Origin of the sequence: Nocardioides sp. (assembly GCF_036405735.1) — a bacterium.
Lineage (GTDB): Bacteria > Actinomycetota > Actinomycetes > Propionibacteriales > Nocardioidaceae > Nocardioides.
Genome location: NZ_DASWXC010000069.1, coordinates 37,574 through 61,902, shown reverse-complemented (window position 1 = coordinate 61,902; position 24,329 = coordinate 37,574). Strand labels below are relative to the sequence as shown.

The window sequence follows — 24,329 nt, the reverse complement described above, 5'->3', positions numbered from 1 at the left end:
CTCCCGACGGCACGCCCATTGCAATGCGCATCGCGGATCATGCCAGAGATGCGCATTGCAATGGGCAGACTCTCGGCAATTGCGCGGCGAGGGTGTGCGTCGTGCCTGGCTCCGCCCCTTCCGACGACTTCAGGCGGGTGGCAGAGACGCTGGGGCGCAAGGTCCGCGTTCGTCGCGAAAAGCTCGGACTCAGTCAGGAAGAGCTCGGCCATCGCGTCGGCATGGACCGCAAGGCGATCCAGAACGTCGAGTACGGCCGTGCCAGCACGAAGAAGCAAGGCTTCTATGGGCCGGGCAATCCGAAGCTCGACACGATCTTCGGACTCGCGCAGGTGCTCGAGGTGAGCGTGGGATACCTGGCCGATCCCGACGTACCGGTCGAGGACTGACCCGATGCGGATCACCCTCGGCGTGACCGACCACGCCTGGGCCGACTTCCTCCGAGCCCGTCTCGATCTCGACGAGGTGAACTTCTGGGTCCCGTCCGGCCGGAACTTCATGGGCCGGGCCGCGCTCGACGAGCCCTTCCTCTTCAAGACCAAGTCTCCCCGGAACACGCTGGTCGGCGGTGGGTTCTACGCCGGCTTCTACGAGCGTCGTGTCAGTGAGGCCTGGACAGTCTTCGGTGAGGCCAACGGCGTCTCCGAGGAAGCCGACCTCCAGGCCGCTATCCAGGTCTACCGCGCGAGGAACCAGGCACCGTTTTCCCCCGACCCGACAATCGGCTGCCTGATCCTGCGCAACGTGTTCTTCGTCGAGCCACTGGACGAGCTTCCCCAGCCGCTCCACTGGGGCAGGTCGATCGTCCAGGGCAAGACGTATGACAGCGCCGATCCGGACTGGGACTACGTCCAACACGCCTTCGAGTCACTAGCCGCGACGCCGCGCATCGACATCTCGTGGGAGCCGAAGGTGGCGGTCGAGATCGCCACAGAGAGGTACGGCCCTGCTGCGCTGACGCGGCACCGACTGGGTCAGGGCAGCTTCCGGCTGCGCGTCGAGGACGCCTATCAGAGCCGGTGCGCGATCAGCGGCAGCAAGGTCCGCCCCGCACTGCAGGCCGCACACATCCGGCCGTACGCGCAGGGCGGCGAGCACGTCGTATCGAACGGTCTGCTGTTGCGATCGGACATGCACACGCTCTTTGACAAGGGTTACCTCGGCGTCACTCCGGACTACACGTTGCGAGTCAGCCCTCGGCTGCGCGACGAGTTCGGCAACGGCGTCGAGCTCTATGCCAAGCAGGACCGCGGAGAAGTGATCCATCTGCCGGTTCAGCGAGACTCGCTCCCTGCCCGAGAGCACCTCGAATGGCACATGGACGAGGTGTTCAAGAGCGCCTGAACGTCAAAGACGGTCGATCCAGGTGTCATCTTCACGCTGTTCCCACAGGGATCTCGCCGCGCGCGTACGCCCGATCTCGCCCAGTCGCGCAAGCACGCGGATCGCCTCGTCATGGGTGAGTGCTCGTAACGACTCAACTTCTCGCCCGGCCGCCTGCACGACTGCCGCCTGACGATCGGACATGGACGTCCAGCCTTGGCCGTCCAACGCCTTGCGGATGAGTTCGACCTGCCAGTCAGCGATAGATGCTGGTTCATGCTGGGCGGGCGCCGCGCTGGTGGGCTCGTCGTCACCGAACAAGGAGAGGTCACCAGGCATGCCCGCCATGCTACGAACGGGTGGATCTCCCGCCACGGGTGGGCCCGCCCTACGCCATCGAGTGCCGCGCTCAGCGAGCCGAGCCGTCCAGCGGGTTCCGGAGATCGGCCGCCACGAAGTCGTAGTGTCCACCACCACCTCGCCTGTCGGACCCCGTCGAGCTCCAGAACCACGGCGGGCGCCCGGTCGAGGTGCTCGATGACCGCCAGCGCCCGATGCTGGCTGTTGGCACTCAGCGCAGCTGGTAGCGGAGCTCTGCGAACTGGCCGACCTGGGCGACATGGACCAGGCGCAGCCGGTCCGACTCGAGCCGTCGTGGCAGCAGCGGGGCACCGGAGCCGAGCGTCACGGCGGCGACCGACAGCATGATCTCGTCGAGCCGCCCGATGTCGGTGAACTGCCCGGCCAGGTCGCCTCCGCCCATCACCCACACGTCCTTGTCGCCCGCCGCCGCCAGGATCGTCGGCAGGTGGTCGGCGACGGGACCGCTCACGACGGTGAGGTCGGCGCCGGGGATGACCGGCAGGTCACGCGAGGAGAAGACGAAGGTCGTCATGCCGGGGTAGAACTCCCGCCACTTCTCCGGATGGTCGAGCAGGCGCTCGTGGTCGAGCACCCATTGGTACGTGGTCGAGCCCATCACGAGCACACCGACGCCGGCGGTGAACTCCGCGAGGCCGGACAGCGACTCCTCGCCGCCCTCGACGGCGAAGAGCCAGTCGAGCGAGTTGTCGGCATCCGCGAGGAAGCCGTCGAGCGTGGTGGCCGTGGCGTAGACGAAGCGGGTCATGGCGCCACGGTAGGACGCGGGACCGACACCGGCGACGGGCCGGCGATGGATCAGCGGCGGCTCGGCACGGGGATCCGGTCCAGGTCCCGCGCGGCGTGGACGTGCGGGAAGACGCGGGCGGCGTCCTCGGCGAACACCGACTCGTCCGGATGCCGGCCCGAGTAGTGCGTGAGGACGAGCCGACGGGCGCCGGCGTCGCGGGCGATGGTGGCGGCCTGGGCCGCGGTGAGGTGTGCGTACTGCTCGGCGAGTGCCTCCTCGCCCGAGACGTACGTCGACTCGCAGACCAGCAGGTCCACACCGGCCGCCAGGTCGACGGCGGCGCGGCACAGCCGGGTGTCCATGACGAACGCGAACGCCTGGCCGGGGCGGGGCTCGCTGACCTCGGCCAGCGTCACCCGCCGGCCCGCCACGTCGAGCCAGCCCTGCCGCGACAGCAGCCCGACCGCCGGTCCCGCGATGCCCAGCTCGGCGAGCCGGGCGGGCACGAACCGGACGCCGTCCGGCTCCTCCAGCCGCCAGCCGTAGGCGTCGATCCGGTGGTCGAGCGCACGGGCGTGCAGCGACACCGCGCCCCAGTCCTCCACCAGACCGTCGCAGGACACCGGATGCTCGTGGACGACCGGCGAGCCGAAGGAGGCCGACGCCTGGCGCAGCCGGTCGACGTACTCCTGTCCCGAGGCCGGAAAGTAGAGCGAGACCGGGTGCCGTGCGCCGTCGAGCACCATCCGCTGCAGCACCCCGGGCAGGCCCAGGCAGTGGTCGCCGTGGAGGTGGGTCAGACAGATGCGGGTGATGCTCGCCGCCGAGATCCCCGCGAGCGTCAGCTGCCGCTGGGTGCCCTCGCCGGGGTCGAAGAGCACGACCTCGCGACCCCAGCGCAGCACGGTCCCCTGGTGGGCCCGCGTCCGCGTCGGCACCTGCGACGCGGTGCCCAGGACGATCAGCTCGCGGTCGGTCATCAGCGCACCGGGTGGCCGGCCCCCCGCAACGCGTCCTTGACCTCGCCGACACGCACCTTGCCGAAGTGGAAGATCGTCGCCGCGAGCACCGCGTCGGCACCCGCCTCGACGGCCGGCGGGAAGTGCTCGGCCGCGCCTGCGCCGCCCGACGCGATGACCGGGATCGCCACCTCGCGGCGTACGGCGCGCAGCAGCTCGAGGTCGAAGCCGTCCTCGGTCCCGTCGGCGTCCATGGCGTTGAGCAGGATCTCGCCGGCGCCGAGCTCGGCGGCACGGGCTGCCCACTCGACCGCGTCGATCCCGGCGGACGTGCGGCCACCGTGGGTGGTCACCTCGAACCCCGAGTCGGTGCCCGCGGCGCGCCGCGCGTCGACGGAGAGCACCAGCACCTGGTTGCCGAACCGGTCGGCCACCTCCGAGATCAGCTCGGGCCGCCGGATCGCGGCGGTGTTGATCGCGACCTTGTCGGCGCCGGCGCGCAGCAGCCGGTCGACGTCCTCGACGGAGCCGACGCCGCCGCCGACCGTGAGCGGGATGAAGACCTGCTCGGCGGTCGCCGACACGATCTCCATCGTCGTCGCCCGCCCCTCGTGGGAGGCGGAGATGTCGAGGAACGTGAGCTCGTCGGCGCCCTCGGCGTCATAGACCTTCGCGAGCTCGACCGGGTCGCCGGCGTCACGGAGGTCTTGGAAGTTGATGCCCTTGACCACCCGCCCACCGTCGACGTCGAGGCACGGGATGACGCGGACCGCCAGCGTCATGAGTTGTCACCCCGCGCGCGGCCGAGCGTCAGGTCGAGCGCCTCGGACAGGGAGAGGGACCCGGTGTAAAGCGCGGTGCCGGCGATCGCGCCCTCGACGCCCAGCGGCACGAGCTCCATCAGCGCGGCGATGTCGTCGATCGTCGTGACGCCGCCGGAGGCGACGACGGGACGGTCGGTGGCGGCGCAGACGTCGCGCAGCAGCTGCAGGTTGGGGCCCTGCAGCATGCCGTCCTTGTTGACGTCGGTGACGACGTACCGCGCGCAGCCCTCGGCGTCGAGGCGCGCGAGGGTCTCGTAGAGGTCGCCGCCGTCCTTGGTCCAGCCGCGGGCGGCGAGGGTGCGGCCCCGCACGTCGAGGCCCACGGCCACACGGTCGCCGTACGTCGCGATGGCCTTCGCGCACCACTCCGGCTGCTCCAGCGCCGCGGTGCCGATGTTAACCCGCCGGCAGCCGGTGGCCATGGCGGCCTCCAGCGACTCGTCGTCGCGGATGCCGCCACTCATCTCGACGTGGATGTCGAGCCGGCCGACGATCTCCGCCTGCAGCTCCCGGTTGTTCCCGTGGCCGAAGGCCGCGTCGAGATCGACGAGGTGGATCCACTCCGCCCCCGCCTCCTGCCAGCGCAGGGCCGCCTCGACGGGGTCGCCGAAGCGCTTCTCGGAGCCGTCGACGCCCTGCACCAGCTGGACGGCCTGGCCGCCCTTGACGTCGACGGCGGGAAGGAGCTCGAGGTAGGACATGGGATCGCTTCTCTCAGGGACGGCGGAACATGAACGTGTAGAGGACGGGCGCCACCAGCACGCTGGCGACCACCGCCAGCGCCCGGCCGGACCACTGCGGCACCACGAACCAGACGAAGACGTTGAGGACGAAGAGCACCAGCACGAGCGTCTCGACCTCGCGCCGCCGCCTGGTCGCGTAGCCGCCGCGCGGGCGCCGGACGCGGCGCGCACGGGCCCGGGCACCCGCGGCCATCAGGCCGCCTTGAGCGAGGTGACCCAGTTGCGCAGCAGCGCGGCGCCGGCGTCGCCGGACTTCTCGGGGTGGAACTGCGTGGCCCACAGCGGACCGTTCTCGACGGCGGCGACGAACCGGTCGCCACCGTGGTCGGCCCAGGTCACCAGGGGCGCCTTCGTGCGGTCGTTGGTCACCAGCTCCCACGTCCGCACACCGTAGGAGTGCACGAAGTAGAAGCGCTCGTCCTCGATGCCGGCGAACATCCGGCTGCCCTCGGGGGCCTCGACGGTGTTCCAGCCCATGTGGGGTACGACGGGCGCCTGCAGCCGCTCCACGGTGCCCGGCCACTCGCAGCAGCCCTCGGTGTCCACACCGTGCTCGACGCCGTGCTCGAAGAGGATCTGCATGCCCACGCAGATGCCCAGCACCGGCCGGCCGCCCGAGAGCCGGCGGGCGATGATCCGCTCGCCGCGGATCGCGCGCAGCCCGGCCATGCAGGCCGCGAACGCGCCGACGCCCGGCACCAGCAGACCGTCGGCGGCCATCGCGGTGTCGAGGTCGGCGGTGAGCTCCACCGAGGCGCCGGCGCGCTCGACCGCGCGGACGGCGGATCGGAGGTTGCCGGAGCCGTAGTCGAGGACGACGACGCTGGGAGCTGTCACAGTGCCCGACCGTTCGTGGAGCTCACAGGCTGCCCTTGGTCGACGGCACGCCGGTCTCCCGCGGGTCGAGCGCGATGGCGTCGCGGAACGCGCGGGCGAAGGCCTTGAACTGCGTCTCCACGATGTGGTGTGGCTCGCGGCCCGCCAGCACCCGCACGTGCAGGGCCAGGTGGGCGTGGAACGCGATGGTCTCGAACACGTGGCGGGTCAGCGAGCCGAGGTACGCCGGCCCCGACCCCGCGGTGCCGCCGAGCTGGACGTACTGCTGACCCTCCGGCTCACCGGTGTGGACGCAGTAGGGCCGGCCGGACACGTCGACGACGGCCTGGACCAGCGCCTCGTCGAGCGGCACGGTGGCGTCGCCGAAGCGCCGTACGCCCTTCTTGTCCCCGAGCGCCTGGCGCAGGGCCTGGCCCAGCACGATGGCGGTGTCCTCGACGGTGTGGTGGGCGTCGATGTGCGTGTCGCCCTCGGTCTGGACCGTGAGGTCGACCAGCGCGTGGCGGGCGAACGCCGTGAGCATGTGGTCGTAGAAGCCGACGCCGGTGGAGATGTCGTGACGTCCGGTGCCGTCGAGGTCCACCTCGACGAGGACCTTCGACTCCGAGGTCTGCCGCTCGATGCGCGCGGTCCTGCTCATGCCGTCACCCTTCCTGTCTCCGTCACCGTGACGGAGGTCAATGCCTGGCGGAATGCTCTCATCTCCTCGGACGTGCCGACCGACACCCGCAGCCAGCCGTCGGGTCCGGTCTCCCGGATCAGCACGCCGTGGTCCAGCAGGCCCTGCCACACCGCATGGCGGTCGGCGAAGCTGCCGAACAGGACGAAGTTGGCGTCGCTCTCGGCGACGTCGTGGCCCTGCTCCTTGAGCCAGGTCACGAGCCGGTCGCGCTCGGCGCGCAGCTCGTCGACCTTGCCGAGCAGCTCGGGGGCGTGGCGCAGGGCGGCGAGCGCGGCCGCCTGGGTGAGCGCGGAGAGGTGGTAGGGCAGGCGCACCACCCGGATCGCGTCGCAGATCGCCGGGTCGGCCGCGAGGTAACCGAGCCGCAGGCCGGCACCGGCGAACGCCTTGCTCATCGTGCGCGTCACCACGAGGTTGCGATGGGACGGCAGCAGCTCCAGGGCGCTGGGCACCCCGGCGCGGCGGAACTCGCCGTACGCCTCGTCGACGACGACGACGCCCGCCTCGCCCACCGCCCGGCACAGCACGTCGACCGCCTCGGGCGGCAGCGCGGTGCCGGTGGGGTTGTTCGGGCTGGGCAGCAGCACGACGCTGGGCCGGACCTCCTCCACCAGCGCTCGGGCCTTGGCCAGATCGAGGGAGAAGTCGTCCTCACGGCGGCCGGCGACCCACTCGGTCATCGAGTCGCGGGCGTACTCGGGATACATCGAGTACGTCGGCGCGAAGCTCACCGCCGTGCGGCCCGGACCGCCGAAGGCCTGCAGCAGCTGCAGCATGACCTCGTTGGAGCCGTTCGCGGCCCACACCTGCTCCGGGGCGATGCCGGCGCCGGAGGGGCCGGCGTCACGGGAGAGGTACGCCGCGAGCGCGGTGCGGAGCTCGGTGAACTCCCGGTCCGGATAGCGGTTCAGCGTCGCGGCCGCCGCCGCCACCGCGGCGGCGATGTCGGCGACGCACTCCGGCGAGGGGCCGTAGGGGTTCTCGTTGACGTTGAGCTGGACCGGCACCTGGTCGAGCGGCAGCTGCGGCGCGCCGTACGGCTCGATCCCGGCCAGCTCGGGCCGGATCGGAGGCCAGCTCACGGCGTGGTCTCGCCAGACTCGACCGGCGACGGCTCGGAGAACCGGACCGAGACCGCGGCACCGTGGCCCGGCAGGTCCTCCGCCTCGGCGAGCGTCACGACGTGGTCCCTGACCGCTGCCAGGCCCTCGCGCGAGTAGTCGACCACGTGCACGGACTTGGTGAACGCACGCACCGACAGACCCGAGGAGTGGCAGGCGCAGCCGCCGGTGGGCAGCACGTGGTTGGAGCCGGCGCAGTAGTCGCCGAGGCTCACGGGGGCGTGCGGGCCGACGAAGATCGCGCCGGCGTTGCGGATCCTGCTCGCGGCGACGTCGGGGTTCTGGGTGTGGATCTCGAGGTGCTCGGCGGCGTAGGCGTTGACGACGTCGATGCCCTGCTCGACGTCGTCGACCAGGACGATGCCGGACTGGCTGCCGCTCAGCGAGATGCCGATGCGCTCGGCGTGCTTGGTCACGGAGACCTGCTTGTCCAGCTCGGCCTCGACCTCGTCGGCGAGGCGCTCGCTGGAGGTCACCAGCACGGCGGCGGCCAGCGGGTCGTGCTCGGCCTGGCTGATCAGGTCGGCGGCGACGTACGCCGCGTCGGCGGTGTCGTCGGCGAGGATCGCGATCTCGGTCGGCCCGGCCTCGGAGTCGATGCCGACCTGACCCTTGAGCACCCGCTTGGCGGTGACGACGTAGATGTTGCCCGGCCCCGTGACGAGGTCGACGCGCTCGCACCCCTCCGTGGTCGCGCTCGCCTCGACCCCGTAGGCGAACATGGCGATCGCCTGGGCACCGCCGACGGCGTACACCTCCTCGACGCCGAGCAGCGCGCACGCCGCCAGGATGCTGGGGTGCGGCAGACCGCCGAACTCCTTCTGGGGCGGGCTCGCGAGCGCGATCGACTCGACGCCGGCGACCTGGGCGGGCACGACGTTCATGACGACGCTGGAGACCAGCGGCGCCAGGCCGCCGGGGACATAGAGGCCGACGCGGCCCACGGGCACCTTGCGGTGCGTGACCCGCGCGCCGGGGCCGAGCTCGGTGACCGCGTCGGTCTCCAGCTCGGCCTGACAGGTGGCGCGCAGCCGCGCGATCGACTCCTCCAGCGCGGCGCGGATCTCGGGAGCAAGCTTCTCCAGGGCCCGGTGCAGCACCTCGACCGGCACCCGGATCTCGGTCTGCTCGACACCGTCGAACCTGGCGTTGAACTCCAAGATCGCCTCGACGCCGCGCTCGCGCACGGCGTCGGTGATCGGCTTGACGATGTCGACGGCCGCCTCCACGTCGAACTCCGCGCGGGGCACCGCCCGGCGGTAGTCGACCGGGCCACCGGTCAGGGCCGAGCGGCGCAGGTCGATGCGGCGGATGCGTCGGATCGATCCTGGCGAGGTCATGCGCCCGATTCTACGCGGCGCAGCAGGCATGCCTCGCGCCTGGATCGGCGACCGGACAGGGAGATCCGTCGACCAGGAGGACGTTCGATGTCACTGCACTCGCTGCTCCATCGCGATCACCGCCACCAGGACCAGGCCACACACCAGGCCGCGGATCGGGCGCACCACCGGGCCGAGGACCGCTCCGATGACCGCACCCGGGACCGGACGCCGGACCGGGCCCACGACAACTTCGGCGGCGTCAACTGGGGCGCCGGCTTCTTCGGCTGGCTCGTCGCGGTCGGCTTGATGGTGCTCCTGGCCGGGATCGCCTCCGCGATCGCCACTGCCGTGGGCGAGAACCTCGACCTCACCCGGACCGAGGCCGAGGCCAACGCCGCCTCGATCGGGCTCGGGGCGGCCATCGTCCTGGCCGTCGTCATGTTCGTCGCCTACTACGCCGGTGGGTACGTCGCCGGCCGGATGTCGCGCTTCGACGGCGCCCGGCAGGGGGTCGGCGTCTGGCTCATCGGCCTGGTGGTCGCGGCGCTGGCCGGAGCGGTCGGCGCAGTGTTCGGGTCGCGCTACAACGTGCTCGAGCAGGTCGAGCTGCCCTCGGTCGACCTCAGCCAGGACCAGCTCGGATGGGGTCTGGCGCTCACGGCGGTCGTGCTGCTCGCCGTGATGCTGCTCGGCGCCGTGCTCGGCGGGATCGTCGGCCATCGCTACCACCACCGCGTGGACCGCGCCGCCGGCTACCGCTGATCACGGCCACCCGAGGCCCGGGGAATGCCCTAGGTTGGAACGCGTGCCCGACGCGTCAGCGACCCTGCCGATGTTCCCGCTCAACGCGGTGCTGTTCCCCGGCGTGAGCGTGCCGCTGCGGGTGTTCGAGGACCGCTACACCGCGATGGTCGACCACCTGCTGCAGATCCCCGACCCGGCCGATCGGGTGTTCGGCACCGTGGCCATCCGGGAGGGCTACGAGGTCGGCGACCACGGGGCACAGTCGCTCTACCGCGTGGGCGTGCGGGTGCAGCTCGTCGAGGCCGAGCCGGACCCCGACGGCGGCTTCGACGTCATGGTGGTCGGCCTGGACCGGATCCGGCTGGACCGTCTCGACGCCACCGGGCCGTTCCCGGTCGGCGAGGTGTCGGAGCGGCCCGAGCCGCAGGTCGCCGTACCCGTGGAGCTGCTGGACCGCGCCCGCGCCACCTTCACCGCGTTCCGTGCGGCGCTGGTCGGGCTGCGCAGCGATCCCTACTCCGGCACGCTGCCCCGGGACCCGGAGTACCTCTCCTGGACGCTGGCGGCGTGTGCGCCGCTGCCGCTGCACGAGCGGCAGACGCTGCTCGAGGCCGAGGACGCCGGCGAACGGCTCGCGCTGGTCAACGAGATGCTGCGTGAGGAGCTGCGGGCGATGAACGTCGTCCCGTCGCTGCCCGCCACCGAGGTCGCCCGGACCCGCTGGTCACCGAACTGAGGCCGCGACCGGCGGGGTCAGTCGACGCTGACGCGCAGCAGGACGTGGAGCTCGTCGTCCTCGTTCCAGGAGCTCAGGCCCACGCCCTGCAGCGGCGCCAGGTTCTCGACCGCCTCCTGGTCGCCCCCGGCGAGCTGCTCGATCGCCGGCTGCAGCCGGTCGAGGTTGAGGTAGGACACGAAGCTGGCGTCCGCGGCGTTCGGCACCAGGTCGCGGAACACCTCGTCCTTGCCCAGCTCGCCGCCCGCGGCGACCTGCTCGGCGTAGGTGGCGTCGAGAGAGACCGCCACACCGTCCTCGCCCTCGCGCACGGTGACCAGGTCCTGCGGCACGCCGAAGCTGGACGCCAGGCTCGCCACGACGCGGTCGACCGCGGCCTTGTCGCCGGTGGTCCGGATCGCGAGCGGGAGGCCGGTCGGGTCGCTGCTGTTCATCAGCGCCTCCACGTCGATGTCGGCGCCGAGCGCGACGACGACGGACCGGCCGAGCACCTGCGGCAGCTCCCCGAAGACGTCGAAGCCCAACCCCTCGGCGAGCTCGTCGCCGAACGACTCCGGGTCGACGCCCTCACCGCACAGTGCGGCGAGGTTCTCCTCGAGCGCCGTGGCCCAGCCCTCCGGGAGGCCGACGCCGAAGGCGAACGCCGTGTCGGCCGGCAGGCCGGTGACCGCGCGGTTGTCGATGTCCGCCGAGGCGAGGGAGCCAAGGCCGGCGGCGGTCTGGATCCCCGAGTCGGCCGTCGCCTGCAGCTCGACGCCGCCGTCGTTGAACTTCACCGTGGCCGCCGCACCGTCGAAGGCGGTCAGCTTGGCGCGCAGCTCCTCCTCGTAGGCCGTGCTCGCGGCCTCGCAGCCGGGCAGCGCGGCAGGGCCTTGGGCCACGTCCCCGAGGTCCGCGACCGCGGCGTCGGCCAGCAGGCCGCCGACCTCGGGCGCGGCGTACGCCGTGAGCAGGCCGCTGTCGCCCACGCGCTCGGTCCACTTCCGGAAGTCGGCGTCGTCGGTGAGGGTGCCCTCGTCGGTGGCCGCGACGGCCGCGTCGGCCTGCGCCTCGGTCTCGGCGAGGACGATCCAGTCGCCCTCGATCCGCCAGCCGGCCTCCTCGCCGCCGCACTCCGCGAACGCGGCGAGCCCCTTCTCGGCCCGGTCCGCGTCGGTGGTCTGCAGCACGAAGACCGGGAAGGGCCCGTCCTCGCCGTCGACGGCCGCCATCGCGGCCCGGGACCCGAGCCACGGCTCGACGTCGGCCTCGAAGTCGAGGTCGCACCCGGAGTCCTTGGCGAACTCCTCGACGATCCACTGGCGCAGGTCGTCGTCGCTGTCGAGCCCGACCTCGGACTTGAACGCCGGGAACTTCCGGGCGAGCTTGAGCGCCTCGATCTTCTGGGCGCCGCTCGGGTCGAGGTCCACGCTGACGTAGCCGAGTGTCGAGGCCGGCAGCGCCTCCGCCGGCTGAGCGCCGGTACCGAAGAACGACAGCGCCGCCCAGGCCGCCGCGCCTCCGCCGACGGCGAGCACGGCGAGCGCGCCACCGGCGAGGTAGGCCCGACCGCGGCCCTTGGGACGGGCGTCGGGTCCGCCGATCAGCAGGTCGTCGGCGGGCGGTTCATGGTGCTCAGACATGGGTTCCCCGGAGTTCGAGACGAGGCGGACGAGAACGCAGCGGAGCCTAGCGCCGCGTCGGCTCGGCCGTGCGAGGTTCGGCGGGACGCCGGGTCACCGTGAGGTAGAGCACGGCGAGCGGCAGCAGCGCGCCGACCGTGAACGCGGCGTACGACGTCGCGCCGCTGACGCTGAGCGAGCCGCGCAGCCGCTGGCCGTCGGCCAGGCCGGCCGCCATCGGCTCCGGGTCGGCTGGAGCCAGCCAGACGCCGACGGCGTACATCAGCGCACCGGCCAGGGCAGACCCGACCAGGACCGCGGCGAGCGTCGCGAGCTCGCGGCCACGCGACCGCAGGCCCGCTCCCAGCCCCAGGAGCAGACCCGCCGTCAGGGCGATGGCGACGTACCAGCCGGTGCCGGAGAACGCGGCGCGGTTCCCGGCGTCCCACGGGTCGGGGTACCAGGCGCCCTTCACGACGACGCCGGTCGGCGCGTCCCACACCCACTCCCACAGCCAGCCGCACGCCGCCCCCGCGAGCGCGAAGACGAGGACGACGGCAGCGCACCAGCGGGTCAGCTGCCGAGACATCCGGGGCCCAGCAGCTGCTTGAGGTCGGCGAAGAGCGCCGGGCTCGGGGTCACGCGGAGGTTGTCGCCCAGCCGCATCACATGGGTGGACTGGCGGGTGAGCAGCTTGAGCCGGACCTCGGTGAGGCCGGGATGGGTGCCGAGCACGTCGCGCAGCTGGGCCACCACCGGCGGCGTGCAGCGGGTCTGCGGCAGGGTGATCACGACCGGACCGACACCGGCGTCGGTCAGGTCGGGGACGGTCACCTCCTGCCCGCGCAGCTCCGGCTGCTCCTTGTCGCGGGAGAGCTGGCCCTTGACGCGGATGATGGCGTCCTCCACCAGGTGGGGGGCGGCCAGGACATAGGAGCTCGGGAAGAGCAGCACCTCGATCCCACCCTCGAGGTCCTCGAGGGTCACCGTCGCCCAGGGATCGCCCTTCTTCGTGATCTTGCGCTGGATGCTGGTGACCAGCCCGCTGACGGTGACGGTGGAGTTGTGGGGCCGGGCCTCGTCGGCCAGCAGCTGTCCGATCGTGCAGTCGGTGCCGTTGGACAGCACGTGCTCGAGACCGAACAGCGGGTGGTCGGAGACGTAGAGGCCGAGCATCTCGCGCTCGTGGGCGAGCAGGGTGGACTTGTCCCACTCGTCGAGGTCGGGGATCGTCACCGAGATGCCGAAGCCGGCCCAGTTCTGATCGCCGTCGTCGACACTCCCCAGGTCCGCGAACAGGGAGTCCTGCCCGATCGCCTCGTTCTTCTTGATGTCGACGTACTGGTCGACGGCGGCCTCGTGGATCGCGACCAGCGCCCGGCGCTTGTGCTTCATGTCGTCGAACGCACCGGCCTTGACCAGCGACTCGATGACCCGCTTGTTGCAGACCTGGGCCGGCACCTTGTCGAGGAAGTCGTTGAAGTCCTCGAAGCGGCCCTTCTCGTCGCGGGCGGCGACGATGCCGTCGACGACGTTCCACCCGACGTTGCGCACGGCCGTCAGGCCGAAGCGGATGTCGGTGCCGACAGCGGTGAAGTTGTGGGCCGACTCGTTGACGTCGGGCGGCAGGACCGCGATCTTCATGCGGCGGCACTCCCCCAGGTAGAGCGCCATCTTGTCCTTGTCGTTCTTCACCGAGGTGAGGAGCGCGGCCATGTACTCGGTGGGGTAGTTGGCCTTGAGGTAGGCGGTCCAGTAGGTGACCACGCCGTACGCCGCGGAGTGCGACTTGTTGAAGGCGTAGTCGGCGAAGGGGACGAGGATCTCCCACAGCTTCTTGATCGCGTCGCGGGGATAGCCGCGCTCGAGCATGCCGGCCTCGAAGCCGGCGTACTGCTTGTCGAGCTCCTCCTTCTTCTTCTTGCCCATGGCGCGGCGCATGTTGTCGGCGGCGCCGAGGGTGAAGCCGGCGAGCACCTGCGCGATCGCCATGACCTGCTCCTGGTAGACGATCAGGCCGTAGGTCTCGCCCAGCACATCCTTCAGCGGCTCCTCGAGAGCCGGGTGGATGTAGTCGATCTCCTGGCGCCCGTTCTTGCGCAGGGCGTAGTTGGTGTGCGAGTCGGCACCCATCGGGCCCGGGCGGTAGAGCGCGGAGACGGCGGTGATGTCGGCGAACTTGTCGGGCTGCATCAGCCGTAGCAGCGCGCGCATGCCGCCACCATCGAGCTGGAAGACGCCGAGCGTGTCGCCGCGGCCCATCAGCTCATAGGTCGCCCGGTCGTCGAAGCCGACGTCCTCGAGCACCAGCTTCTCGCCGCGGTTGGCCTCGATGTTGGCCAGCGCGTCCTCGATGGTGTGGAGGTTGGACAGGCCGAGGAAGTCCATCTTGACCAGGCCGAGCGACTCGCAGGTGGGGTACTCGAACTGCGTGATCACCTGCCCGTCCTGCTTGGGGTCCATCAGCGGGACGATGTCGAGCAGCGGCTCGCTCGACATGATCACGCCGGCCGCGTGGACGCCGGTCTGCCGGATCTGGCCCTCGAGGCCGAGCGCGGTGTTGTAGATCGTGCGGACGTCGGGGTCCTGGTCGTAGAGGGCGCGGAACTCGCCGCCGTCGGCGTAGCGCTTGTGCTCGGTGTTGAAGATGTCCTTGAGCGGCACCCCCTTGCCCATCACGTCCGGCGGGAGCGCCTTGGTGATCCGGTCGCCGATGGCGAAGCCGTGGTCGAGGATGCGGGCGGCGTCCTTGATGGCCTGCTTGGCCTTGATCCGGCCGAACGTGGCGATCTGGGCGACGCGCTCGGCGCCGTACTTCTCGGTGACGTAGGCGATGACCTCGCCGCGGCGGTGGTCGTCGAAGTCGATGTCGAAGTCGGGCATCGAGGGACGCTCGGGGTTGAGGAACCGCTCGAAGAAGAGCCCGTGCTCGAGGGGGCACAGGTCGGTGATCTGGAGCGCGTACGCCGCGATCGAGCCCGCACCGGAGCCACGGCCGGGGCCGACACGGATGCCGTTGCGCTTGGACCACTGGATGAAGTCGGCGACCACGAGGTAGTAGCCGCAGTAGCCCTTCTGGGCGATGATGTCGAGCTCGAAGTTGGTGCGCTCCTTGACCTCCTCGGTCAGGGCGTCGCCGGGGTAGCGCGCCTCGATCCCGCGCCAGACCTCCTTGCGGAACCAGCTCTCCTCGGTCTCGCTCGGCGGGATGTCGGCGCGCGCCATGAAGCCGCCGGTCGACTCGGTGAACTCCACCTCGCAGCGCTCGGCGATCAGCAGCGTGTTGTCGCAGGCCTCGCGCAGGTCGTTGTGGTCGCCCCAGATCTCGCGCATCTCGGCCGCGGACTTGATGTAGTAGCCGCTGCCCTCGAAGGCGAACCGCTTGCCGCCCTGGCTGTACGGCGGCTCGGCCATGCGGCTGCCCGACTGCACGCAGAGCAGCGCCTCGTGGGCGCCGGCGTCCTCGGGGTTGTTGTAGTGGGAGTCGTTGGTGGCGATCGGCGGGATGCCGAGCTGCCGGCCGAGCTTGAGCAGGTCGTCACGGACCCGCTTCTCGATCGAGATGCCGTGGTCCATCAGCTCGAGGAACACGTTGTCGCGACCGAAGATGTCCTGCAGCTCGCCGGCCTCCTGGACCGCCTCGTCCCACTGGCCGAGCCGCAGCCGGGTCTGGATCGCGCCGCTGGGGCAGCCGGTCGAGACGATCAGGCCCTTGGCGTAGGTCTGCAGCAGCTCCTTGTCCATGCGCGGCTTGTAGAAGTAGCCCTCGAGGCTGGACTTCGACGAGAGCCGGAACAGGTTGTGCATGCCCTCGGTCGACTCGGCCCACATCGTCATGTGGGTGTAGGCCCCACCGCCCGAGACGTCGTCGCCGCCCTCCTCCGACGCGTTGCCCTTGCCCCAGCGCACCCGCCGGCGGTCGCCGCGATGGGTGCCCGGGGTGAGGTAGGCCTCGATGCCGATGATGGGCTTGACGCCGTACTTCTTGGCCTTGGAGTAGAAGTCGTAGGCGCCGTGCAGGTTGCCGTGGTCGGTCATCGCGATCGCCGGCATCTCCAGCGTCGAGACCCGCTGGAACAGGCCGTCCAGCAGCGACGCACCATCGAGCATGGAGTACTCGGTGTGGACGTGCAGGTGGACGAACGAGTCCTGCGCGGTCACGGCGGAGGGCCCTCCTCAGGGGTCGCGAAGAGACGGTGACGACGGCTCCTGCCGACGGCCAAGGGGGAAGGGCCTCAGCCTACGCGAGCCTGGGGCCGATCCTGTCATGCACCGCCGACACTCCGCTCAGGGCCAGCGCAGCCGCAGGTCGGGGGCGTGCTCCTCGTTGCCCGAGCCGTCGGTGCGCTCCACCTCGACGAACCCGTGGCGGCGGTACAGCGCCCGGGCCGGGGCGTTGCTCTCGAAGACCCACAGCCCCAGCCCGCCGGGGCGCAGCGCCTGGGCCAGCTCCACCAGCGCGGTGCCGACACCGGCGCGCTGGGCGTCGGGACGGACGTAGAGGTGGTCCAGCCAGGTGGGGGTCAGCAGGACGAACCCGAGGAGGTCGGTGCCCGCCTCCGCCACCCACGTCTCGGTCTCCGCGGCGCTCACGCGGGCGGTGAAGAACGCGCGGTCCTCCTCCGCCGTGTGGACGCTGGGCGGCATCAGCGGGACGGCGGCGTCACGGGCCGCGGTGAACAGGCCGGCGATCGCGAGGGCGTCCTCCGGCCCGGCCGGGCGGATCACCAGCTCGGGGCGAGGCTCAGTGGGCGTCACGGATGACGTCGAGGGCGTGTCGCAGGTCCTCGGGGTACGCCGACTCGTACTCGACGTACTCGCCGGACTCGGGATGCTCGAAGCCGAGCCGCACCGCGTGCAGCCACTGCCGCTCCAGGCCGACGCGCTTGGCCAGGGTCGGATCGGCACCGTAGGTGAGGTCGCCGACGCAGGGGTGCTTCAGCGCGCTCATGTGCACGCGGATCTGGTGCGTGCGGCCGGTCTCGAGGTGCACCTCGAGCAGGGAGGCGAACCGGTGCGCCTCGAGGGTCTCGTAGTGCGTCACGCTGTGGCGGCCGCCCTTGCTGTCGGCCAGCACCGCCATCTTGTAGTCGTGCTTGGGATGGCGCCCGATCGGCGCGTCGACGGTGCCCTCGAGCGGGTCCGGGTGTCCCTGCACCAGCGCGTGGTAGATCTTGCGCGGCGTGCGGTTGCGGAAGGCGTTCTTCAGCACGGAGTAGGCGTACTCGGACTTCGCGATCACCATCACCCCGGACGTGCCGACGTCGAGGCGCTGGACGATGCCCTCGCGCTCCTTGGCCCCGCTGGTGGAGATGCGGAAGCCGGCGGCCTTCAGGTGTCCGACGACGGTCGGTCCGGTCCAACCGGGGCTGGGGTGCACGGCGACGCCGACCGGCTTGTCGATCACGACGATGGCGTCGTCGTCGTGGACGATCTTGATGCCCTCGACGACCTCGGGGACGACCTCGAGCGGATCGACCGCGGAGGGGATCGTCACCTCCAGCAGCGAGCCCGGCATGACGCGGTCGCTCTTGCTGACGCCCGCGCCGTCGATGAGGACCAGGCCCTCGGCGATCAGCTCGGCGGCCCGGGTGCGGGAGAGGCCGAACATGCGGGCCAGGGCGGCGTCGACGCGGTCCCCCGCCAGCCCCTCGGGGATCGGCAGCGTGCGGTGCTCGGCGGCGGCGGTCACGCGCCGTCCCGCCGGCCGTCGATGGCGATCCCACGGAAGGTCTGCAGCACGATGCCGACCGCGGCGGCGGTGATGCAGATGTCGGCGACGTTGAAGACCGGCCAGTTCGGCAGCATGAGGAAGTCCACGACGTGTCCGCGCAGCGGCCCCGGCGCCCGGAAGAGCCGGTCGCCGAGGTTCCCGGTGATCCCGGCCAGCAGCAGTCCCAGGGACAGGGCCCACAGCGGACTGCCGACCCGGCGCACCAGCCATGCGACGACGACGGCGGCGAGGACCGCCAGGCAGCTGAGGGCCACGGTGAAGCCGGTGCCCGTGCTGAAGGCGGCACCGGGGTTGCGGGTCAGGTGGAGCTGCAGCAGCTCGCCGACGACCTCGATGTCGGGCCGGCCGGTGAGGCGGTCCACCGCGATGGTCTTGGTGAGCTGGTCGACCGTCAGCCCGGCGGCGGCCACGACGACGGCCAGGGCCTGGAGCCGCGGGCGCCGTACGGGGGCGGGAGTGGGGGCTGCTGTGTCGTTGAGGTCGCTCAGCGACGTTCCTCGCGCTGCTTGCATGTCATGCACAGTGTGGCACGCGGGAACGCCATCAGCCGCATCTTGCCGATCGGCTGCCCGCACGACTCGCAGACGCCGTAGCTGCCGTCGGCGATGCGCTCGAGCGCCCGCTCGATCTGGGCCAGCTTGTCGCGCTCGCTGCTGACCACCGTCAGCTCCTGGTCGCGCTCGAAGCTGGTCGCGCCCATGTCGGCCTGGTCCTGGCCGGCGCCGTCGCCGGAGTCGCGCATCAGGCCGTCGAGCTCGGCCTCCATCGCGGTCAGCACCTCGTTGCTGTGACGCCGCTGCTCGTCGAGCTCGGTGAGCACCTCGTCGAGCTCGGCCTGGGTCCACGCGGTCTCGTCGGCCTTGACGACCAGGTCCGCGGGCTTCGGGTTTGCTGCTGCCTTCTTCGCCACGGTGCTCGCTTTCTTGGTCGTGCGGGCCGGTGCCTTGCGGATTGCCGCCATCGATGGGCCTCCTCACAGCGTTCCGGGAGAGTAGCCGGTCCCCCAGTGGCACTCAACCAGCCGCCCCGGAACCTCACCCACGACAACGACACGGAGCCCGGCCGACAGGCGTCGGCCGGGCTCCGTGAGGTTCAGCGGGAAGGGCTGCTCAGCCCTCCTCCTCGCCCAGGATCGAGCGGAGCCGCTTGGGCGCCGGCGGGACGTCCTCGGCACCGGTGGTCTCGCCACCCATGCTGTTGAGCGACTCGAGCTGCTGGGTGAAGTAGCTCTTCAGGCGGGAGCGGTACTCACGCTCGAAGGAGCGCAGGCCCTCGACCTCGGCGGAGAGCTTGTCGCGCTCCTTCTCCAGGTCGCCGAACATCTGCTGGCGCCGCTCGGCGGTCTCGGAGTCGAGCATCTGCGCGCGGGTGCGGGCGTCGGACTCGAGCCGGTCGGCCTTGGCCTTCGCCTCGGACTCGAGGCGCTCGGCCTTCGTGCGGGCCTCGCCGACGATCTTGTCGGCGTCGTTCTTGGCACCCTCGACGACCTCGTCGGCGTTGCGTGTCGCGATCTCCAGCAGCCGAGCGGCCGCGTTGGACGCCTCCGCGACGGTCTCGACGCGGATGGTCTCGACGCCACCGGCCGCGGGCACCGGCGCCGCGACGGGCGCGGGAGCCGGCGTCGGCTCGGGAGCGGCCTCGACCACCGGCTCCGGGGCCGGCGGGGTGTACGACGCGCCGGCGCCCTGCGCGGCAGCGAGCTTCGCGCGCAGGTCGTCGTTCTCCTTGGTGAGGCGGGCCAGCTCGGCCTCCACCTCGTCCAGGAACTGGTCGACCTCACCCATGTCGTAGCCCTCGCGGAGCCGGACGGGCGTGAATCGCTTGTTGCTCACGTCCTCAGGCGTCAGCGGCATGACCTCACCCAATTCATTTGCTCGGTTGTTCGGAAGTCGGTACGTCAGAAAGTCAGGGTCGTGCGTGGCACTGCCGGGGCAGCGCCGAGTGGTGCCGAGTGGTGCGTTGGCCACACCGGAGTCCTACACGAGGCACTCTAGCGCCTCAGCACCCAGGTGCTCGCCGGCCGGGCCGACGGGTCACAGCATCGTCGTCGCGACGATCCGCAGCAGTACGTAGGCCACCAACAGCACGATCAGGAAGCTGAGGTCCAGCGCGATCGAGCCGATGCGCAGCGGCGGGATGACCCGCCGCAGCGCCTTGATGGGCGGGTCGGTCGCGCTGTAGACCAGCTCGAGCAGCACCAGGAGGAAGCCTCGCGGCTGCCAGGACCGGGCGAAGACCTGCACCCAGTCGACGACGAACCGAACCCAGAGCAGCCCGATGAAGGCCCAGAGCGCGACATAGAGAACCGTGCCGACGATCTGCATGGTGGTGAACCCTAGAGGACGCTGGTCGAAGGACGGCGCTCGGCTCCGACTAGGACTGGTTGAAGAACCCGCCCTCGGCGATGCGCTGCTTGTCCTCCGCGGTCACCGAGACGTTGTGCGGCGAGAGCAGGAAGACCTTGTTCGTCACCCGCTCGATGGTGCCGCGCGTGGCGAAGATCAGGCCCGCCGCGAAGTCGACCAGGCGCTTGGCGTCGGCGTCGTCCATCTCGGTGAGGTTCATGATCACCGGCGTGCCGTCGCGGTAGTGCTCACCGATCGCCCGGGCCTCGTTGTAGGTCGTCGGCGTCAGCGTCATGATCCGGGACAGCTCGGCCACCGACGGCAGCGGCTGCGGACGCCGGCGCTCAGCCAGGTCCGAGACCGAGGCGGTGCGCGCCGGACGCGGGGCACGCTCGGCGCGCGCGGGCCGCACCGCGGGCGTCTCGCGGGTGTAGTCGCCGTCGTCGTAGCGCCCCAGGTCGGAGTACTCGTCGGTGTAGTCGTCGTACCGGCCGGTGTCCTCGAGCAGGCCGAGGTACTCACCGATCCTGCGCATAGCGCCGCTCATGACACTTGCCTTCCTTTCGGCCGCCGACCGGCCTGGGTGGTGGATCCGTTTCGAACACTAGGGGACACGGGGCCTCGATCCGAGGACCGCGGAGCCGACGCGCACGTGTGTCGCGCCGTGGGCGATGGCCTGCTCGAGGTCACCGCTCATGCCCGCCGAGAGCCACTCTGCGGCGGGGTGGTCGTGGAGGAAGTCGGCCCGGATCGCCGCGAGCCGCGCGAACGCGGCGGCGGGGTCCTCGCCGAGCGGCGCGACGGCCATCAGACCGCGCAGCCGGAGGGCCGCGGCGTCCTGGACCGCAGCAGCGAGCCCGGGGAGGTCCTCGGGCCGGGCGCCGGCGCGGTGCTCGGCCCCGGGCGCGTCCAGGCTGACCTGCAGCAGCACGTCCAGGGTGCGGCCGTGCTGCTGGGCGCCGCGGTCCAGCGGACCGACGAGCTTGAGCCGGTCGACGGACTCCACCACGTCGGCGTACGCCGCGACCGCGGCCGCCTTGTTGCTCTGCAGGCCGCCGATGAAGTGCCACGACAGGTCCCGCAGCCCGCTCTCCGCGCACTCCGCGGCCTTCTGCTGCGCCTCCTGGTGGCGGTTCTCCCCCACCGCGGTGACGCCGAGGTCGGCCAGGATCCGCACGTCGGAGGCGGGGAAGAACTTGGTGACGACGACGAGGTCCACGTCCTCGGCGGCGCGTCCAGCGGCGGTGGCCGCGGTCGCGATCCGCCGGCGTACGACGGCCAGGTTGTCGGCCAGCTGCTGCCGGCGAGCGTCGGTCGGGCTCATGCGGCGCCCCGCAGCCGGATCACGCCGGCCTGCCGGCCGGCCCGCTCGCCGTCGCGGCGGTAGGAGTAGAGGTCGTCCGACTCTCGGGTGCAGCGGCCGACGTCGTGGACGGTGACGCCGTCACGCTCCAGCTGGGCACGCACGCCTGCGGCGATGTCGAGGCTCGGGGTCCCCCAGCTCGTGGTCGACCGGGCGGCAGGCTCGGCCGCGACCACCTCCGCCTGGAGGGCGGCCGGCACCTCGTAGCAGCCACCGCAGACCGACGGCCCGATCCACGCCTCTACGGAGGTCGCGCCGAGCTGCCGCATGCGGTCAACCGTCGCCGGCACGACGCCCCGGACCAGGCCGGCCCGTCCGGAGTGGGCCGCGCCGACGACGCCGGCCGCCGGGTCGGCGAGCAGGACGGGGACGCAGTCGGCCGCGCGGACCAGCAGCACGATGTCGGGCTCGGCCGTCACGATCCCGTCGCACTCGGGCCGGGTGCCCGGTGCCGCCACCGCGACCTCGTTGCCGTGCACCTGGTAGAGGTCGGCGAGCCGGCTGCCGGGGGCGAAGTCGGCCAGCAGGAGCTCGTGGTTGACCCGCTTGGCCTCCTCGTCGTCAGGCCCTGAGACCGCCAGGTTGAGCTCGGCGAAGGGAGCAGCACTGACCCCGCCGAGCCGGTCGGTGAACGCCAGGTCGACGGGGGCCCCTGCGGCGGGGCTCAGCGTGCTGCGGAAGGCGTACATGCGCCTTACTTGAGGAACTCCGGCACGTCGAGGTCGTCCTCGCTCAGGACGGGGCTCTCGACGGCGGGGGCGGCCGGGCGCGGCGCGGGCGGCGGGGTGCTCGGGCCGGCGGGCTCGCTCGCCACCTCCGGTCGGGCCGCGACGGCCGCCGCGACGGCGGCCCGGGCCTCCTCCTGGGTCTGCTGAGGGCGGACCGGGCGCGACTGCTGCCGCATCAGGTTGCTCTCGTCGCGGGTCTTCGGAGCGCCGCCGTCGAAGCCGGCCGCGATCACCGTCACCCGCACCTCGTCGCCCAGGGCGTCGTCGATGGTGGCGCCGAAGATGATGTTCGCCTCGGCGTGGACCGCGTCGGCCACGAGCGCGGCCGCCTCGTTGATCTCGAACAGGCCGAGGTCGGAGCCACCGGCAATCGAGAGCAGCACGCCGTGGGCGCCGTCGATGCTGGCCTCGAGCAGCGGGCTGGACACGGCCGTCTGGGCGGCCTGGACGGTGCGGTCCTCACCGCGCGCCGAGCCGATGCCCATGATCGCCGAGCCGGCGTTGGACATGACCGACTTGACGTCGGCGAAGTCGAGGTTGATCAGGCCGGGGGTGGTGATCAGGTCGGTGATGCCCGCGACACCCTGCAGCAGCACCTGGTCGGCCTGCTTGAAGGCGTCGAGCACGCTGACGTTGCGGTCGGAGATGGAGAGCAGGCGGTCGTTGGGGATGACGATGAGCGTGTCGACCTCGGCGCGCAGCGCCTCGATGCCCTCGACGGCGGAGTTGGCCCGCCGGCGGCCCTCGAAGGCGAAGGGCCGGGTCACCACGCCGATGGTGAGCGCGCCGAGACTGCGGGCGATCTTGGCCACGACGGGGGCGCCGCCGGTGCCGGTGCCGCCGCCCTCGCCCGCGGTGACGAAGACCATGTCGGCGCCCTTGAGCACCTCCTCGATCTCGTCGGAGTGGTCCTCGGCGGCCTGGCGGCCGACATCCGGGTTCGCGCCCGCGCCGAGGCCGCGGGTGAGCTCGCGGCCGATGTCGAGCTTGACGTCGGCGTCACTCATGAGGAGCGCCTGGGCGTCGGTGTTGATCGCGATGAACTCGACCCCCTTGAGGCCGACCTCGATCATGCGGTTGACGGCGTTGACGCCACCGCCGCCGATGCCGACGACCTTGATGATCGCCAGGTAGTTCTGTGCAGCTCCCACGGTGCTCGCCCCTTCAATGGCTTGGTGCTCGGTCGTGCTCTGGTGCGCGGAGGGCCCGCGCCAAGATCTCTGCGACACGCCGATCGACCTTCAACTGTCACCCTCAGGCTGAGGGTTATAGTTATGTCAACCTCGTCGTGGTCACGACAGTAGGCACCGAGCGGGCCGGATTCGCGGCGACACGCGGAGCGGCGCGGCCAAAACCGCGGGCCAGCTCAGCCCGAGGTCGTGGGCTGGCCCGGGACGGAGACGTCGTAGGTCTTCGCGTCCTGGCGCAGCAGCGCCTGCAGCACCCGGGCCTTCTGGGCGGAGTCGTCGGCACTCCCCCACACCACGGTGCGGCCGTCGCCGAGCTCCAGCGAGATCCGGTCGACGGTCTCGACCGCGACGTGGTCGACGATGCGGGCCAGGTCGGGCGGCATCGCGCTCACCACCGCCGCGGCCTCGCGCAGCGCCTCGACGCCCGTGCCGGCGGGGGTCTTGACGCGCGGCAGGGCCGGCGGGGCCTTGCGGTAGTCGAGGAAGACCACACCGTGCCGGTCCAGGCCGCGCAGCCGTCCGCCGATGTCGATCACGGCCACCGGGGTCCGCTCGGTGACCTCGACCAGCACCTGGTCGGGCCACTGCCGGGACACCTCCACCCGCTCGACCGGGGCGAGGGCGGCCACCCGGGCGCGCACGGCGGTCAGGTCCACCGACACCAACGGCTCGCCCAGCGGCACGCCGGCGGCCCGCCGGACCTGCTGCGGCTTGAGGGCGCTCGTCCCGGCCACCTCGACGCCCTGCACCGAGAGCAGCGTGGAGAACCACACCGTCCAGACCGCACCGCCCACGAGGCCGAGCACGACGACCACGGCCAGGACGTTCTTCCAGGCCAGCCACCGGCGCCGCCACTGCCGCCGCGCGAACCGGCGGCGGTTGCGCACGAGCGCCCGCGCCTCCGCATCCGCCGGGGCCACCGGGTCCGCTCGGTCCACTCGGTCCGCTGGCGGCGTCGTACGTCGC

Annotated in this window: 28 protein-coding genes; 4 read left to right on the top strand and 24 right to left on the bottom strand. The window is 71.6% G+C overall.

Annotation, left to right across the window (positions count from 1 at the left end; translation table 11 throughout):
* The first annotated feature begins 101 nt into the window (after positions 1–101).
* Together VGE38_RS11245 and VGE38_RS11240 are read left to right on the top strand one after the other, a co-directional pair.
* The gene (locus VGE38_RS11245) at positions 102–389 is read left to right on the top strand and encodes a helix-turn-helix transcriptional regulator (protein WP_331142632.1); all 288 of its coding nucleotides are present in this window, start codon (positions 102–104) and stop codon (positions 387–389) included.
* 4 nt (positions 390–393) lie between these two features.
* Positions 394–1,344, top strand: a complete 951-nt coding sequence (locus VGE38_RS11240; protein WP_331142631.1) for an HNH endonuclease — start codon at positions 394–396, stop codon at positions 1,342–1,344.
* 3 nt (positions 1,345–1,347) lie between these two features.
* Here the strand turns inward: VGE38_RS11240 and VGE38_RS11235 are convergent, their stop codons facing one another.
* The 10 genes from VGE38_RS11235 to hisD all read right to left on the bottom strand — a co-directional run bounded on the left by VGE38_RS11235 (position 1,348) and on the right by hisD (position 8,940).
* Positions 1,348–1,662, bottom strand: coding sequence for a hypothetical protein (locus VGE38_RS11235; protein ID WP_331142630.1), 315 nt, complete (start codon positions 1,660–1,662; stop codon positions 1,348–1,350).
* A gap of 232 nt (positions 1,663–1,894) precedes the next feature.
* Positions 1,895–2,452, bottom strand: coding sequence for a dihydrofolate reductase family protein (locus tag VGE38_RS11230; protein ID WP_331142629.1), 558 nt, complete (start codon positions 2,450–2,452; stop codon positions 1,895–1,897).
* Between the two features lie 50 nt (positions 2,453–2,502).
* Positions 2,503–3,414 (bottom strand): ribonuclease Z, encoded by a 912-nt coding sequence (locus VGE38_RS11225; protein WP_331142628.1) that lies wholly within the window; start codon positions 3,412–3,414, stop codon positions 2,503–2,505.
* A complete protein-coding gene (gene hisF, locus VGE38_RS11220; RefSeq protein WP_331142627.1) occupies positions 3,414–4,175 on the bottom strand; it encodes an imidazole glycerol phosphate synthase subunit HisF in 762 nt (253 codons plus the stop codon). Before hisF ends, VGE38_RS11225 begins: the two co-directional genes overlap by 1 nt.
* Positions 4,172–4,918, bottom strand: coding sequence for a bifunctional 1-(5-phosphoribosyl)-5-((5-phosphoribosylamino)methylideneamino)imidazole-4-carboxamide isomerase/phosphoribosylanthranilate isomerase PriA (gene priA / locus VGE38_RS11215; protein ID WP_331142626.1), 747 nt, complete (start codon positions 4,916–4,918; stop codon positions 4,172–4,174). Before priA ends, hisF begins: the two co-directional genes overlap by 4 nt.
* A 13-nt stretch (positions 4,919–4,931) precedes the next feature.
* The gene (locus tag VGE38_RS11210; RefSeq protein ID WP_331142625.1) at positions 4,932–5,153 is read right to left on the bottom strand and encodes a hypothetical protein; all 222 of its coding nucleotides are present in this window, start codon (positions 5,151–5,153) and stop codon (positions 4,932–4,934) included.
* Positions 5,153–5,797: an imidazole glycerol phosphate synthase subunit HisH gene (gene hisH, locus VGE38_RS11205; RefSeq protein WP_331142624.1), complete on the bottom strand. Its 645-nt coding sequence runs from the start codon at positions 5,795–5,797 to the stop codon at positions 5,153–5,155. Before hisH ends, VGE38_RS11210 begins: the two co-directional genes overlap by 1 nt.
* Before the next feature lie 22 nt (positions 5,798–5,819).
* Positions 5,820–6,437, bottom strand: coding sequence for an imidazoleglycerol-phosphate dehydratase HisB (gene hisB, locus VGE38_RS11200; protein WP_331142623.1), 618 nt, complete (start codon positions 6,435–6,437; stop codon positions 5,820–5,822).
* Complete coding sequence (locus tag VGE38_RS11195; protein ID WP_331142622.1) at positions 6,434–7,561, bottom strand: histidinol-phosphate transaminase; 1,128 nt, start codon at positions 7,559–7,561, stop codon at positions 6,434–6,436. The genes hisB and VGE38_RS11195 overlap by 4 nt, the downstream gene beginning before the upstream one ends.
* Positions 7,558–8,940 carry a histidinol dehydrogenase gene (gene hisD / locus VGE38_RS11190; protein ID WP_331142621.1) on the bottom strand — a complete coding sequence of 461 codons (1,383 nt, stop codon included), beginning with the start codon at positions 8,938–8,940 and terminating at the stop codon, positions 7,558–7,560. The genes VGE38_RS11195 and hisD overlap by 4 nt, the downstream gene beginning before the upstream one ends.
* An 87-nt stretch (positions 8,941–9,027) precedes the next feature.
* Between hisD and VGE38_RS11185 the strand changes: the two genes are divergently transcribed.
* Both VGE38_RS11185 and VGE38_RS11180 read left to right on the top strand, forming a co-directional pair.
* Positions 9,028–9,684, top strand: a complete 657-nt coding sequence (locus VGE38_RS11185) for a hypothetical protein (RefSeq protein WP_331142620.1) — start codon at positions 9,028–9,030, stop codon at positions 9,682–9,684.
* A gap of 43 nt (positions 9,685–9,727) precedes the next feature.
* Entirely contained in the window at positions 9,728–10,402 is a 675-nt protein-coding gene (locus VGE38_RS11180) for an LON peptidase substrate-binding domain-containing protein (protein ID WP_331142619.1), read from the top strand.
* A gap of 17 nt (positions 10,403–10,419) precedes the next feature.
* Here the strand turns inward: VGE38_RS11180 and VGE38_RS11175 are convergent, their stop codons facing one another.
* From VGE38_RS11175 to VGE38_RS11110, 14 genes are all read right to left on the bottom strand, one after another.
* Positions 10,420–12,024 (bottom strand): DUF3352 domain-containing protein, encoded by a 1,605-nt coding sequence (locus VGE38_RS11175; protein WP_331142618.1) that lies wholly within the window; start codon positions 12,022–12,024, stop codon positions 10,420–10,422.
* 46 nt (positions 12,025–12,070) lie between these two features.
* A complete protein-coding gene (locus VGE38_RS11170; protein WP_331142617.1) occupies positions 12,071–12,592 on the bottom strand; it encodes a hypothetical protein in 522 nt (173 codons plus the stop codon).
* Positions 12,577–16,164, bottom strand: a complete 3,588-nt coding sequence (dnaE, locus tag VGE38_RS11165; protein ID WP_331142616.1) for a DNA polymerase III subunit alpha — start codon at positions 16,162–16,164, stop codon at positions 12,577–12,579. Before dnaE ends, VGE38_RS11170 begins: the two co-directional genes overlap by 16 nt.
* Before the next feature lie 126 nt (positions 16,165–16,290).
* Positions 16,291–16,761, bottom strand: coding sequence for a GNAT family N-acetyltransferase (locus VGE38_RS11160; protein ID WP_331142615.1), 471 nt, complete (start codon positions 16,759–16,761; stop codon positions 16,291–16,293).
* Positions 16,748–17,695, bottom strand: a complete 948-nt coding sequence (locus VGE38_RS11155; RefSeq protein WP_331142614.1) for an RluA family pseudouridine synthase — start codon at positions 17,693–17,695, stop codon at positions 16,748–16,750. Before VGE38_RS11155 ends, VGE38_RS11160 begins: the two co-directional genes overlap by 14 nt.
* On the bottom strand, positions 17,692–18,249 hold the full coding sequence (locus VGE38_RS11150) for a signal peptidase II (RefSeq protein ID WP_331142613.1): 558 nt from the start codon (positions 18,247–18,249) through the stop codon (positions 17,692–17,694). The genes VGE38_RS11155 and VGE38_RS11150 overlap by 4 nt, the downstream gene beginning before the upstream one ends.
* Positions 18,222–18,698, bottom strand: coding sequence for a TraR/DksA family transcriptional regulator (locus tag VGE38_RS11145; RefSeq protein WP_331142612.1), 477 nt, complete (start codon positions 18,696–18,698; stop codon positions 18,222–18,224). The genes VGE38_RS11150 and VGE38_RS11145 overlap by 28 nt, the downstream gene beginning before the upstream one ends.
* Before the next feature lie 148 nt (positions 18,699–18,846).
* Positions 18,847–19,590, bottom strand: coding sequence for a DivIVA domain-containing protein (locus VGE38_RS11140; protein WP_331142611.1), 744 nt, complete (start codon positions 19,588–19,590; stop codon positions 18,847–18,849).
* Between the two features lie 180 nt (positions 19,591–19,770).
* The gene (locus VGE38_RS11135; protein ID WP_331142610.1) at positions 19,771–20,061 is read right to left on the bottom strand and encodes a YggT family protein; all 291 of its coding nucleotides are present in this window, start codon (positions 20,059–20,061) and stop codon (positions 19,771–19,773) included.
* Between the two features lie 49 nt (positions 20,062–20,110).
* Positions 20,111–20,629, bottom strand: coding sequence for a cell division protein SepF (locus VGE38_RS11130; protein WP_331142609.1), 519 nt, complete (start codon positions 20,627–20,629; stop codon positions 20,111–20,113).
* 57 nt (positions 20,630–20,686) lie between these two features.
* Complete coding sequence (locus VGE38_RS11125; RefSeq protein WP_331142608.1) at positions 20,687–21,406, bottom strand: YggS family pyridoxal phosphate-dependent enzyme; 720 nt, start codon at positions 21,404–21,406, stop codon at positions 20,687–20,689.
* Entirely contained in the window at positions 21,403–22,134 is a 732-nt protein-coding gene (gene pgeF, locus VGE38_RS11120; protein WP_331142607.1) for a peptidoglycan editing factor PgeF, read from the bottom strand. Before pgeF ends, VGE38_RS11125 begins: the two co-directional genes overlap by 4 nt.
* A gap of 5 nt (positions 22,135–22,139) precedes the next feature.
* The gene (gene ftsZ, locus VGE38_RS11115; RefSeq protein WP_331142606.1) at positions 22,140–23,324 is read right to left on the bottom strand and encodes a cell division protein FtsZ; all 1,185 of its coding nucleotides are present in this window, start codon (positions 23,322–23,324) and stop codon (positions 22,140–22,142) included.
* Positions 23,325–23,539: 215 nt separating this feature from the next.
* Entirely contained in the window at positions 23,540–24,283 is a 744-nt protein-coding gene (locus tag VGE38_RS11110; protein ID WP_331142605.1) for a cell division protein FtsQ/DivIB, read from the bottom strand.
* Positions 24,284–24,329: the final 46 nt, after the last annotated feature.